At 72.0% G+C, this 12,562-nt stretch carries 13 protein-coding genes; 6 read left to right on the plus strand and 7 right to left on the minus strand.

Translation table 11 applies throughout. The features are described from left to right. The 3 genes from RBH18_RS39935 to RBH18_RS39945 form a co-directional block, all read right to left on the minus strand. Nucleotides 1–1,929, minus strand: a 1,929-nt coding sequence (locus RBH18_RS39935) for an SseB family protein (protein WP_306215721.1), incomplete at its 3' end; no start/stop codon positions are given. 396 nt (nt 1,930–2,325) lie between these two features. Continuing rightward, entirely contained in the window at nt 2,326–2,622 is a 297-nt protein-coding gene (locus RBH18_RS39940; protein ID WP_306215722.1) for a WXG100 family type VII secretion target, read from the minus strand. A gap of 16 nt (nt 2,623–2,638) precedes the next feature. Further along, entirely contained in the window at nt 2,639–2,971 is a 333-nt protein-coding gene (locus RBH18_RS39945) for a WXG100 family type VII secretion target (RefSeq protein ID WP_372339058.1), read from the minus strand. A 397-nt stretch (nt 2,972–3,368) separates the two neighbouring features. Between RBH18_RS39945 and RBH18_RS39950 the strand changes: the two genes are divergently transcribed. The 4 genes from RBH18_RS39950 (at nt 3,369) to rarD (ending at nt 7,346) form a co-directional block, all read left to right on the plus strand. After that, nucleotides 3,369–5,372 (plus strand): type VII secretion protein EccE, encoded by a 2,004-nt coding sequence (locus tag RBH18_RS39950; RefSeq protein WP_306215723.1) that lies wholly within the window; start codon nt 3,369–3,371, stop codon nt 5,370–5,372. A 71-nt stretch (nt 5,373–5,443) separates the two neighbouring features. Continuing rightward, complete coding sequence (locus RBH18_RS39955; protein WP_306215724.1) at nt 5,444–5,827, plus strand: phage holin family protein; 384 nt, start codon at nt 5,444–5,446, stop codon at nt 5,825–5,827. Between the two features lie 78 nt (nt 5,828–5,905). Further along, the gene (locus RBH18_RS39960) at nt 5,906–6,376 is read left to right on the plus strand and encodes a GNAT family N-acetyltransferase (RefSeq protein WP_306215725.1); all 471 of its coding nucleotides are present in this window, start codon (nt 5,906–5,908) and stop codon (nt 6,374–6,376) included. Between the two features lie 52 nt (nt 6,377–6,428). Then, entirely contained in the window at nt 6,429–7,346 is a 918-nt protein-coding gene (gene rarD, locus RBH18_RS39965; protein WP_306215726.1) for an EamA family transporter RarD, read from the plus strand. 110 nt (nt 7,347–7,456) lie between these two features. Here rarD and RBH18_RS39970 read toward each other — a convergent pair whose 3' ends face one another. The 3 genes from RBH18_RS39970 to RBH18_RS39980 all read right to left on the minus strand — a co-directional run bounded on the left by RBH18_RS39970 (nt 7,457) and on the right by RBH18_RS39980 (nt 9,534). Further along, entirely contained in the window at nt 7,457–8,161 is a 705-nt protein-coding gene (locus RBH18_RS39970) for an anti-sigma factor family protein (protein ID WP_306215727.1), read from the minus strand. Beyond that, the gene (locus RBH18_RS39975) at nt 8,158–8,652 is read right to left on the minus strand and encodes a sigma-70 family RNA polymerase sigma factor (RefSeq protein WP_456237649.1); all 495 of its coding nucleotides are present in this window, start codon (nt 8,650–8,652) and stop codon (nt 8,158–8,160) included. The genes RBH18_RS39970 and RBH18_RS39975 overlap by 4 nt, the downstream gene beginning before the upstream one ends. Nucleotides 8,653–8,739: 87 nt before the next feature. Then, complete coding sequence (locus tag RBH18_RS39980) at nt 8,740–9,534, minus strand: IclR family transcriptional regulator (RefSeq protein ID WP_306215728.1); 795 nt, start codon at nt 9,532–9,534, stop codon at nt 8,740–8,742. A 153-nt stretch (nt 9,535–9,687) separates the two neighbouring features. Between RBH18_RS39980 and RBH18_RS39985 the strand changes: the two genes are divergently transcribed. After that, nucleotides 9,688–10,875, plus strand: a complete 1,188-nt coding sequence (locus RBH18_RS39985; protein WP_306215729.1) for an MFS transporter — start codon at nt 9,688–9,690, stop codon at nt 10,873–10,875. On the opposite strand, the gene RBH18_RS39990 is transcribed toward RBH18_RS39985, so the two are convergent. After that, nucleotides 10,853–11,845, minus strand: coding sequence for a polyprenyl synthetase family protein (locus tag RBH18_RS39990; protein ID WP_372339059.1), 993 nt, complete (start codon nt 11,843–11,845; stop codon nt 10,853–10,855). The genes RBH18_RS39985 and RBH18_RS39990 overlap by 23 nt on opposite strands. Nucleotides 11,846–12,140: 295 nt before the next feature. Between RBH18_RS39990 and RBH18_RS39995 the strand changes: the two genes are divergently transcribed. Next, a partial coding sequence (locus RBH18_RS39995) for a hypothetical protein (RefSeq protein WP_306215730.1) occupies nt 12,141–12,562 on the plus strand: 422 nt, incomplete at its 3' end.

The raw sequence follows: 12,562 nt of genomic DNA on the forward strand, positions 1-12,562 counted from the left end.
CGCGGCGGGGCTTTCGGCGCCGGGGCTTCCGGGCGCGGGCTGAGCGATGTGGCTGGGCAGCGGAGGCGTCTGGGCCATCGGCTTGCGGACGGGCAGCGGCCCGTCGTTCGGCTGCAGCGGCGGAAGCGCGGGCGGGGCGGTCCGCTCCCCGGCAAATCCGGGGCGAACCGGCAGATCCCCTGCTCCGGACGTCGGCATGACTGCCGCCCCGGACGTCGGCATGGTTGCCGCCCCGGACGTCGGCATGGTTGCCGCACCAGACGTCGGCATGGCGGCTGCGCCGGACGTCGGGCTGGCCGCACCGCCGAAGGCCGGGGACGGTGACACGCCCGAGGAAGGTGCAGCGCCGGAGGTAGGCGCAACGCCAGGGGCAGATCCGCCCGGCGCGAAGCCGCCCGTGCCCGGGGAAAACGCCGACGGGCCGCTCGGGGTGATGCCGCCGGGGCGGGACTCGCCGAAGCCGGGCCTGGTGGCCGCACCACCGCGGCTACCCAGAGCGTCGAGCGCGCTCGGGCCGCTCGCCGGCGCCGTCGTGCCCGTACGGCTGGCCAGCGCATCCAGAGCACTGCCGCTCCCGAACGCCGTGAAGCCGGACGGCGACGTCTGCCGGGCAGCGCCCGCCCCGGCCAGTCCGCCCGCGGCACTCTGCGCCGGGGCCGCTTCCTGGCTCGGAGATGCCCCGTGGCCGGCGGTTGCTCCGGCGGAGAAGTTCTGACTGCCACCGAACCCGGGCAGCGTGGGAATCGCCTGCGTGGCGGGGGCGACTCCGCCGGCGACGGCGGCCGGCTCGGGGGTCGCACCGACGGGCGGCTGGCTCGGGGCCTCCGCAGCTGCGCTCCGGCCCGAGTTCACCGGGGTGAATCCGCTGAACGACGAGCCGCTCGCCGCACCGCCGCCCATGCCGGGAGGCGTCGACGGCACGCGGGAGGGCAGCCCGCTCGGCAGGACCGCCCCAGGCGTACGCAGAGGGAGCCCGCCGGGCCCGATCGGGTTACCGCCACGACCCTGATCAGAATCGGTCGACTGGCCCGCGCCACCCGCCGGGCGGGAGCCGCTCGGCGCCGCGCCGAAGCCACCGTTGCCGCCCGCGGCGCCGAAGCCCGGAGACGCCCCGCTGCCTGTTCCCTGGCCAGCAGACGCCCCGAAGCCAGAGGCCTCTCCGCCGCTCGCTCCGAACCCGGAGGCTTGTCCGCCGCTCGCCCCGAACCCGGGAGCCGGAGCGTGCGACGCCTCGAAGCCCGAAGGCGCACTGCTCGCCGGCGCTCCGAAGCCCGGCGCCGCGCCACCCGACTGGTAGCCGGCGGGCGCGCCGTTCCCGGAGTCGTACCGGGAGGACGCAGCAGCACCGAAGGGGGATTCCGCAGCGGAGATCGCCGGCGCGGCCGGGGACTCGCTGGCGCCCGGGACCCCTTGGACGGGACCGCCGGAGGCCGGGTCGGCGTAGGTCTGAGCAGCGGCGTTGGCGGCGAGCGCCGCGGCGGCGTGGATGTCCGGGATGCGGTTGGGGCCGTTGCTGCCCTCGCGACCGGGGCCGCGCGTCGGCAGGCGGAGGTCACCACGGCTGAGCTGGGCGACGAACCACGCGGGGAGGTAGCCCTCGACGGGCAGACCCGGGTTGACCGCGAGCCACCATTCGAGGTTGGGCCACGTCTCGGCGAGCTCCTGGTACGCGACGCGGCGCGCGGAGCCCGTGTAGTCGGCGAGGCAGGCCTGCAGCGCCGCCGGGGAGGTGAAGGCGAGCACGTGCGTGCGGCCGCCGGTGCTCCACGTGCCCCAGCCGAGCGGCTCGCGGCCGGCCAGAGCGTCCGCGGAGACGGGCAGCAGCAGGTCGACGCCGGCCAGGATGCGGAAGTAGGACTCCTGGTCGTCCGTGCGCAGAGCATTGCGCATGGCGACTTCGGCGTCCGTAGCCGGCTCCCACTGGGTCACGTCCACCTCTCCCTTCGCGGCGAACGGGCCACCTCAACGCGTACAACCTACAAGGTCAGACCACGATCACAATGGGCGGCTGCATGCATACAGCAAACCGATACCCGAACCGCTATACACATCGCACAGAGACACTGCCCGATGACCTTAAGTAGCTACAACCCCGGGCGGTACCACCGAAAAGTTGATCATCATTCACCCGGGTGTACCGGCCTCGCGCTCGCCGCGGGGCGCAACGGTCGCGCGCGCCGAAAGATTACCGGCTGACGACCCCGCACGTCAGTAGCGAGTTGGCCGAATCCCTCCCGAATGCCACTCACCCCATTTCCCTACGTCAATACCGACACGAGAGCACGCCGCTCGCGGCCGTGCCCCCATGCCCCGAATCGGACGGAGTCAGGCCAGGAAGCGCTTCTCGGCGTTGCCCTCGGTCGTCGCATAGTCCTGAGCAGCCTGGTCGACCGCCCCCTTGATCCCGCGCAGGATGCTCTTGAGATCACCCGACGCGCTGGTCCACCTCTGCTGCCGCGACGCATAAGCCTGCTGCGCACCGCCCTCCCACGTGGCCACCAGCGGCCGGGCGGCCGCGTCGAGCTCGGCGAGCTGGGTCTCCAACTCGTTCACAGCCTTCTGGATGTCGGCGCTCGCCTGGGTCAGAGCACCGAAATTCACCCGGAGCAGACCGTCGTTCATCGTCGCATCCCCCTCGTCAGTTCTCGAGCGGCAGGTAGCCCCCGCCGGCACTGGTCATTGCCCGGGCGGCCGACTCGTCGGTGGCCGCATAGCCCGCGCCGGAGACCCTGATCGCCTCGGCCGTCTCCGCGAGAGCCTTGTTGAGCTCGGTCAGATCCCTCTGATACTGGTTCTTCACTGCCTCGAACGCCGCGCCGCCGCGACCGACCCAGGCCGTCTGCAGCACCGCCAGTTCCGCCATGAGCCTGCTCAACATGCTCGTCAGCGACTGGTTGACCTGGTCGAACTTCCCGGCGGTCTGCGCCATCACCGCGGCTTCCGCCTGCGTCTGAGCCATGCCGGACGTCACCTCGCTCCCCTGTCTCGCTCCGGCCCTCCGCCCCTTCGGCGTGCCGGACCTCTTACCTTCGTCACGCTGATTTCCTCGTTCCGGTTCACGCCGGTCCGGTCGGGACGCCGCCGAAGGTAGCCGCCGGAGCAGCCCGGCCGGAAGCCGCGGAATCCCGCCTGTGGATATCGACATGCATCACCAGAGTTATCCACAGGCCTTCCCCGCCGGCCGCCCAAAATCCTTACGATGGCTGCACGAGCGAACACATGCGGCTATTGAAGGGTGGCGGAGCGTGACGACTCAGGCAGCACGCAATCACGGTCCGGCCCGCCTGCCCACCATCGACCACTCCGCCCACCGGCCCTCGGCCAGCCGATTTCGTGAGAGACGGTCGATCGGGATCCGAGCAGGTCAGGTGGTCACCACCGAGCTGACGGCTGTGCTCCTCGCCCTCGGCGCCCTGGGCGGCCGCCTCACCCTCGGGGCGGCGGTCTTCGGCGCGGTCGTGCTGCTGGCTGCGGCTTGGGGACGAATGCGCGGTCGTTGGGCGTACGAGTGGGTCGGTGTTGCCCTGCGCCACTCAGTGCGCCGACGGGTCGCCGGGGCCGACCTCGGCACGCTGCTCGAGTTCGCCGGCCGCCGCATCGAGGCGACCAAGCTGGCGGGTCGGCCGGGCGCCCTGCTCTGGGACAGCCAAGGATGCGCTGTCCTCTTCGACCTCGGCGAGGCGGCAGGCGTGCTCGGCGGACCCGGGGACGTCGTGCCGACGCCGGTGGCCCTGCTCGGGGAGAAGCTCGCCGGCCAGCCGCCGCACCGATGCCAGGTTCTGCTGACCGGCGTGCGGCCTCCTGGCGGCGGCAATCTTGCGGCTGCTTCCTACGAGCAGCTGACGGGCGGCGCTCTGCTCGGTGACAGCCGTGCGCTGCTTGCCGTGCAGGTCGCTCGGCCGGAGGGGTGGACCGATGCCGAGCTGCGGCAAGGGCTGGAGCGGATCGTCCGTGCCCTGCGGCGCGGTGCGGCTCCCGTGCGCCTGCTCGACGCCGCGCAAGCCCGGGTTGCCCTCGTGGAGGCCGCCGGCGCGGCACCCACGCAAGCCAGGGCTGCCCTCCTGGAGGCCACCGGCGCGGCACTGATGGTGGAAGAGACCTGGTCGCACCTGCGGATCGGGGACACGGTGCAGGCGACCTTCCAGCTGGGAGGCTGGGCCGGGCCGGGCGAGTTCGTCGATCGCCTGCTCGCCCTGCCCGCCCGGGCGACGGCCGTTGCGCTCAGTGCGGGGCCACGACCTTCCCCGGGTACGGGCACCGCAGTCGACCTCCACGTCCGCCTCACCGCCGCCGACACGCCGCAGCTCGAGGTGGCCGTCGAAGCGTTGCACCGGATGGTCGCGGCCCACAACTCGACGGAAACTCAGGCGGCCGGTGCTCATGTGGCGCTCAGTCGTCTCGACGGGGAGCACGGCGACGGCCTGATCGCGACGTTGCCGCTCGGCATGTCGCCCGGTCACGCCATCACGGGACGCCATAGCCCGCCCGCGGCTTCCGCTGCCGTGCTCGACGCGTGGAACGACATGACCGTGCCCGTGGGGTCGGCGGGTCTGATGGTCGGCCGTAACCGGCACGGCGAGCCGGTGGTCGCGCGCCTCTTCCGCAGCCGTCCGACTCGGGTGCTGCTGATCGGGGGCGTGCGCGAGGCCCAGCTGGTGACGATGCGGGCGCTGGGCATGGGCGCGCGGGTCGTGGTGCGGACCGACCGGCCCGCGGCCTGGGAGCAGTTCGTGCATCGACTCGCAACAGGCCTGGCAGCGCCGGGTGGCGGCATCAGCTTGGTTGCGGTGGGGCGAGCGGTTAGACCGGTTGCGGTTGCCGCGCCGGCTGACGAGCCGACGGTGCCCGCGACGGTCGGCAGCACCGGTGGAGCGGTGGGCGAGACGGCGAACCAGCAGGTGGCCATGGCCTCTGCGGACAAGGCGGCCGCGCGCGAGGCGGGCACGAGCGAGGCGCGCGAGGCGGGGACAAGCGAGGCGGGCACGAGCGAGGCGGGCACAAGCGAGGCGGGCACGAGCGAGGCGCGCGAGGCGGGGCGGTTGGTGCTGGTCGTGGTCGATGCCGGGCCGGCGGGGGTGGCCGAGCAACCGGTGGCGGCAGGGCAGGCTGTGCTGATGGTCCGGGAAGGCTATGCGGCTGCGGATGACGGTGACGCGACGGCTGCCGACCTGTTGATTGTCGCGCCGCTGGGCGGGGAGGAGGCGGGCGCCCTAGGGGCGGCGCTCGGGCTCGGGGAGGCTGCCGGATGGCTGGCCCGGATGCGGCCCGGGATGGTGGCGCTCATCAATGAGCGGGCGGTGCGGTGGGTGGCGGTCACGCCTACGGCGATTGAGTCTCAGCTGGTCGGCGAGGTGAGACGAGCGGCGGCATGAATCGGGTCCGCCGGGATTGATCGTGGAGTGTCGCCGGATCTGGTGGCCCGGGCGTGGCACCATCGCGAGCCATGGGAATCATCATCCGGCTGGTGATCACTGCCGTGTCGTTGTGGATCGCGACGCTGGTGATCGGGGGGATCCGGCTCGACACCGAGTCGGTGCCCGCGAAGATCGGGACGCTGCTGGCGGTCGCGGTCATCTTCGGCATCGTCAACGCGGTGCTGCGGCCGATCATCAAGACGATCGGATGCGGGCTGTACGTGCTGACGCTCGGGCTGATCTCGCTCGTCATCAACGGCCTGCTCTTCCTGCTGACCGGGTGGATCGCCGGGCAGTTCGACCTGCCGTTCGAGGTCGACGGCTTCGTGAGCGCCGTGCTCGGTGCGCTCATCGTCGGCATCGTCAGCTGGGTGCTCAACATGCTCGTCCCCGACGGCGGCGACAACGACTGACAGCCCGCATCCGGGGTCGAAGTGCGGTGGGCGGATAAGCGGGCGACAAACGGCGCCCGGGGTTGTTGACTGGGCGGCATGATCGACGTGCGGCGGGCGGGGCTTCGGCTCAGTGGTGACGGTGGGCTGCTCGATCGGGCGTTGGTGCATCACTGGCTGTCGACCGACAGCTACTGGGCCATGGGACGTGACAGGGCGACCATGGACACCGCCATTGCCGGGTCGGAGTGTGTGGGGATCTATCGGGAGGACGACCGGCGACAGGTGGCCTTTGCCCGGGTTGTGACCGACGGGGCCGTCTTCGCGTACCTCTGTGATGTCTACGTCGACCCGGACTTCCGGGGCGCCGGCCTGGGACGGTGGATGGTCGGCGCGCTGCGGGACGAGCTTCGGAAGCGAGGGGTGCGGCGGTTCCTGCTGGCCACGGCTACCGCACACGGGGTCTACGCGCCACTCGGGTTCGAGGCAGTCGCTCCCGGCGACTGGATGGTGTGCGAGCTGCAGCGCCTGAAGCCGGGCCCGGGCGAACCGGGGGCCGGGCAGCGGTGAGGTTCGACATAGGCAAGGACCATCGAGGGATACGCCCCTTACGGTGACAACCATGGGCGAGGAGCGTCGTGGTTATCTGTACGGGCTGGCGGCGTACGCGCTGTGGGGCGTCTTTCCCCTCTATTTCAAGCTGCTCCGCCCCGCCTCGCCGCTGGAGATTCTCGCGCACCGGGTGCTCTGGTCCGTCGTCTTCATCGCCGTCGTGCTGAGTGTCATGCGCAACTGGCGGTTCCTCGCCCGGATGGCCCGCAACCGCCGGCTCGTTCTCGGAGTGGTCGCCGCGGCGCTGCTGATCGGCGTCAACTGGGCGACCTACATCTACGGGGTCAACTCGTCGCGGGTCGTCGAGACGGCGCTCGGCTATTTCATCACTCCGCTGGTGATCGTCCTGCTGGGCGTGACGGTGCAGCGGGAGCGCCTGCGGGCGTGGCAGTGGGCGGCCATCGCCGTCGGGGCGGTCGCCGTGGGCGTGCTGACCGTCGACTACGGGCACCTGCCCTACATCGCGTTGATCCTGGCGGCGAGCTTCGGCACGTACGGGCTGATCAAAAAGCGTCTCGCCCTGCCGCCGGCGGAGGGCCTCTTCGTGGAGTCGGCCGTCCTGGCGGTCCCGGGCGTCGCCTACCTGATCTGGCTCAATGTCGCCGGGCACGCGGAGTTCGGCCACGTCTCCGCCGGGCACACCGTGCTCATGCTGCTGTCCGGCGTCGCGACGGCCGTACCTCTGCTGCTCTTCGCCTCCGCGGCCAACCGCGTGCCGCTGGTCGGGCTCGGCATCCTGCAGTACGTGGCGCCGATCCTCCAGCTGGCCTTCGGCGTCCTGCTGTTCCACGAGCCGATGCCGCCCGCCCGGCTCGCCGGGTTCGGGCTCGTGTGGCTGGCGCTCGTGATCTTCACGATGGACGGGCTTCGAGCGGCCCGGAGGCAGCGGGCGGTGAACGCCGTCGAGGAGCCGGCCGTCGCCCGTTGAAGGACGGTGGCCGGCGCCGCGGCCGCCACCGCAGAGCCGGCCACCGCCATCCCGCCTCGCTGACGGGCGAGCCGTAAGCGGGACGAGACGACCCGGAGAACCGGGACGAATCAGGGAATGTCGTAGACCAGCAGCGTCCGCCCGTCGTTGCGGACCAGCGCCAGCCGGTTGAGCATTCCGGTGGTGAAGTGCGTGACGCCCGACATGCTGAACTCCTTGCCGGGTGAGGCGATCCACGAGCCCAGCTGCTCGCTCTCGTCGTCCGGCCCGTACGCCATCAGCCTGATGGTGTAAGGCTCGGAGTCCTCATCGCCCTTGTTGTAGGCGCAGACGAGGTTGACCCGGGTGCCGCCCGGCGCGCCCGCGATGTTGATCTGGGCATCGACGGGCACGAGGTCGTTCGACGGTGTCATGAAGACGGTCGGGCCCTGGGCGGACTCGGCGGGCGGCGCGGAGCGGCCCATCCAGAAGACCGCGCCGATGCCGGCCACCAGGGCGAGACAGGCGGCGGCCAGCGCCGTGCCGAGCACCCGCCAGCGCACCCGCTTGCGTTCCTCGCGCCGGGTGGTTTGCGCGGCGGTCATGAGCTCCGGGGTGCTGACCCGGCGCACCGGCGGCGGGGGCGTCGCGGACATGAGCCGTTCGAAGTCGGCCGCGTCGAGCCGGCCCAGCAGCCCGGGCAGGACGGCGATGTCCGCCACGGCCTCCCGGCAGAACGAGCAGGTGGCGAGGTGCCGCTCGTAGGCGACGCGCTCGGCCGGAGAGAGGGCGCCGAGGACGTACGCGCCGTCGTCGTGCTCGTGGTCGCATCTCATCCCGTCACCCCCATCTCGTCCAGCACCATGCGCAGGGAGCGCAGGGCGTAGTGTGTGCGCGACTTGACCGTGCCGGGCGGGACCCCCAGCCGGGCAGCCGCCTCGGCGACCGAGCGACCCTGGTAGAAGCACTCCACCAGGACCTCGCGATGACTTTCGGAGAGCCGGCCCAGCGCCTCGGCGACCGTCCAGGCCTCCACGGCCCGGTCCGCCTCGTCCGCGCTGGGCGGGGGTTCGGGAATCATGTCCGTGACCACCTCGCCGACCCGTACCGACCGCCGCCGCCAGGCGTCGATGGCCAGGTTGCGGGCGGTGGTGAACAGCCATGACCGCACCGTGCCCCGCTCGAGGTCCAGCGATTCCGGATATCGCCAGGCGCGCAGCAGGGTCTCCTGCACGAGGTCCTCGGCGCGCTGCCGGTCGCCCCCGGAGAGGCGCACGGCATGGGCGAAGAGTGCTTCCCCGTGCTCGTCCTGGAGCGCGCGCAGCAGCTCGGCGTCCTGATCTTCCAAGCCTGCCGACCTCCCTCACGCGTTCCACCCAGTCTTACGGGCGCGGGGGACGGTCGGTTCAAACAATCAGGCGGTGGCGGCGTCACCTGCGGAAAGGGCCTCGGCGACACTTCGGGCAGCCGAGGTCAGCTTGGCACGAACCACCCGCGCGGAGGTCAGCATCTCCGCCGCCGGAAGTGAGCAGGCCAACACCAGCCGGCGTTCCATGTCCCGGTCGGTGATGACGTTCACGGCCGCGCAGGCGAGCCCCTGCCGGAACTGGCCCATCTCCAGCTGCATCCCGCGGCGCTCGCCGGCGGCCAGGTCGGCCTCCAGCGCCTCCGGGGTGGTCAGCGTGGCGGGGGTGAAGGCTCGCATGCCCCAGTCCCGCAGGTAGCGGGCGCGCTGGTCCGCGGTCAGCGTGGCGAGCAGCGCCTTGCCGAGCGCGGTGGCGTGGCCGCCCTCGTCGAAGCCGGGGGCGATGTCGTCCAGGAACGGCGAGCGGGCGCCCTCCGCCGAGGCGGTGACCGCGATCCGGCCGCCGACGAACCGGCCGAGGAAGTGGCTGTAGCCCGTCTCCGTCGCGGCGCGGCGCAGGGCCTCGCCCACGGCGGGCGGCCCCCGGAACGCCGAGACCAGCTCTCTGTATCGATCCGCGATCTCGAGGCCCACGATGTAGGTGCCGTCCTCCCGCCGGATCACGTAACCCTCGTACGCGAGGGTGCGCACGAGGTGATACGTCGTCGCAACGGTCAGCTCACACCGTCGTGCGATCTGTTTCACGGTCAGTCCGCGCGGGGCCCGTCCTACCGATTCGAGTACCCGCAGCGCGCGTGACACGCTACGAATGAGGTCGGACGGCTCCGCCAGGGGGTCGCGCACAGCTACCTCCGACGCCGGGGACTTACACCATATGAATAATCTTCCCCCGGGGGAATGGCTAGAGCGTGTCGACCATGACCAATCTGTACGGCACGTGTGGTTGTTGCCACTCAGTGTCCAGAAAACGCAAGCCGCCGGAATAGGCTCAGGATGATGTCCACGCCCCCGGAAATCGCGCTCACCAGCACAAACGCCATTCGACCGGCGCGCGCCGCCCTGAGTGCCCTTACCACGACCACGGCCTGTTCGGTCCCTGTCTTTCTTGTCGGTGGGCTGGCGGTACAGATCGGGAACGAGCTGAAATTTTCGCCCGCCGGGCTCGGGCTGGCCGTCTCCGCCTACTTCGGAGCGAGCGCCCTGGCCTCCGTGCCGGCCGGCGCGCTCGTCGAGCGCTACGGCTCCACCGCCGTCGCCCGGGCGGCGATCGGCCTGGCCTCCGCGTGCCTGCTCGGCATCGCGGCCGGCGCCCGTGCACTGTGGAGTTTGATCGCGATCCTGGTCCTCGGCGCGGCCGCGAACGCGATGGGCCAGCTGGCGAGCAACACCAGCCTGTCCCGGCACGTCCCGCCGCGGCGCCAGGGGTTGTCCTTCGGCCTCAAGCAGGCCGCCATCCCGGTGAGCACGCTCCTGGCGGGCGCGGCCGTGCCCGTGGTCGCGCTGACGGTCGGCTGGCGCTGGGCGTTCGTGCTGGGCGCCGCCCTGGCGGCCGCGGCGATCGGGCTGGTGCCCGTGGAGCGGGACGAGCGGCGCAGATCCACAGCGGAGCGCGGGGAGCGGGCGACGACCGCGCTCGTGGTCATCGGCCTGGGTGCCACGCTGGCGGCGGGGTCGGCGAACGCCCTGGGCACGTTCCTGGTCGACTCGGCGGTCGCGCGCGGCATCGAGCCGGGGCCCGCGGGCCTCGCGCTCACCATCGGCAGCGCCGTGGGCGTGGCCGCCCGGATCGGCGGCGGCTGGCAGGCCGACCTCTTCCCCACGCGGCAGATCGGCGTGATCGCCGGCCTGCTCACCGCGGGCGCCGGCGGCCTGGCGTTCCTGGCCGCCCCCGGCATGGTGGCCCTGATGGCCGGCGTGGTGCTGGGCTTCGGCCTCGGCTGGTCCTGGCCGGGCCTGATGAACTTCGCGGTCGTCCGGCTGCACCCCCAGGCACCCGCCGCAGCGACGTCGATCACGCAGACAGGCGTCTACGCGGGCGGCTGCCTGGGCCCGCTGAGCCTCGGCGCCGTCGCCGAGCGGACGAGTTACCAGACGATGTGGATGGTCGCCGCGGCGGCGATGCTCGGCGCGGCGGTCTTCATGCTGCTGGGCAGCCGGCTGCTCAGCCGGTCCGATCCGCGATGAAGTCGCACAGCGCCTCCATGGCCCGCCGCGCCGGCCCGTCGGGCAGCCGCATGAGGCTCGCCCGCGCCTCCTCGGCATAGCTGCGGACCGTCTCCCGCGCCCGCTTCATGGCCGCCGACTCGCGCAGCAGCCCGAGCGCCTCCGCGTGCAGGTCGTCGTCGACCAGCGGGCCCGAGCCGAGCAGCTCGCGCAGCCGCACAGCCGAGGCGTCGGTGTCGTCGCCCGCCAGCGCGTAGAGCACCGGCAGCGTCGGCACGCCCTCGCGCAGGTCGGTGCCCGGCGTCTTGCCCGACTGCACCGACTCGGAGGCGATGTCGAGCAGGTCGTCGGAGAGCTGGAACGCGATGCCGATCGTCTCGCCGTACTGCGCGAGCGCCTCGACGTGGTCCGGCGCCGCCCCGGAGAACATGCCGCCGAACCGCGCGGACGTCGCCATGAGGGACGCCGTCTTCTCCGCGATCACGTAGAGGTAGTGCTCGATCGGGTCCCTGTCGCGCGGCCCCACCGTCTCGGCGATCTGACCGTGCACGAGCCGCGAGAACGTCCGCGCCTGCAGCCGCACGGCCTCCGTGCCCAGGTCCGCGGCGATGTCGGCGGCGCGCGCGAACAGGTAGTCGCCGACGAGGATCGCGACAGAGTTGCCCCAGCGCGAGTTGGCGCTCGGTGCGCCCCGGCGCACGGCGGCCTCGTCCATGACGTCGTCGTGATAAAGCGTCGCGAGGTGCGTGAGCTCGACCACCAGCGCGGCCGGCACGATCTCGGCGCGCTCCGGGTCGCCGAACTGCGCCCCGAGCGCCACGATCAGCGGCCGGAACCGCTTGCCGCCGGCATCCATGAGGTGCCGGGCGGCCTCCGCCACCAGGGGGTCCGCGCTGGTCACATTGCTGCGCAGCGCTTCCTCCACGACACCGAGCGTCGCGGAGACCGACTCGTCGACCCCGGGGTCGATCACGACTCCGAGCGACGCCAACGCTGTGTCTCCGGTGCTCACCACACATTTACGATGCCATACCGCGACGGCGACGACCGTGTCAGGGTGCGACGCCGTCTCCCAAGATCAAAATCAAGCGAAAAGTACGCACAACGCCACCTGACCATGTTTGCAGCCACTCACCTGCATGGTTGCTCCCCGCACGCCGCCGCCGGGCTGTCCTGCCGTCCCCGGCCTCACCCCCGAGGCGGGGCGTGACCAATCAAGCACTGTGAGAAACCAAACTTCGCGTACCGCGCTGGCAGTCATCGACGGGCGATGATTCCATGGAACCGTGAGAGGTCGGAAGATCACCTGGATCGCCACCACGGTCGCTCTGCTGGGCGCCCTGGTGACCGTTTTCGCCGTGCTCGGCCTCGACCACGCCGACAAGCTCGCCAGCACGATCGGCGCCGTCGTCGGCCTGGCAGCCCTGGCGGTCGCCCTCTTCTCGGCCCGTGGCCCCGGCACGCCGACGCAGCCCACCCCCGGCGACAGCCAGCCGGGGCAGCCCGCCTCCGGCAGCAGCCAGCCGGTGCCGGGCGCTCCCGGTGGCAGCCAGCCGGTGCCGGGCGCTCCCGGTGGCAGCCAGCCGGTGCCGGGCGTTCCCGGTGGCAGCCAGTCGGTGCAGGGCTCCCACATCGGCGGGCACGTTGTGCAGATCCGCGACGTCCGGGGCGACGTCCGCATCGGCCCGGACGCCGCGCGACCCGCCGG

The sequence above is a fragment of the Actinoplanes oryzae genome (assembly GCF_030757795.1).
Classification (GTDB): domain Bacteria; phylum Actinomycetota; class Actinomycetes; order Mycobacteriales; family Micromonosporaceae; genus Actinoplanes.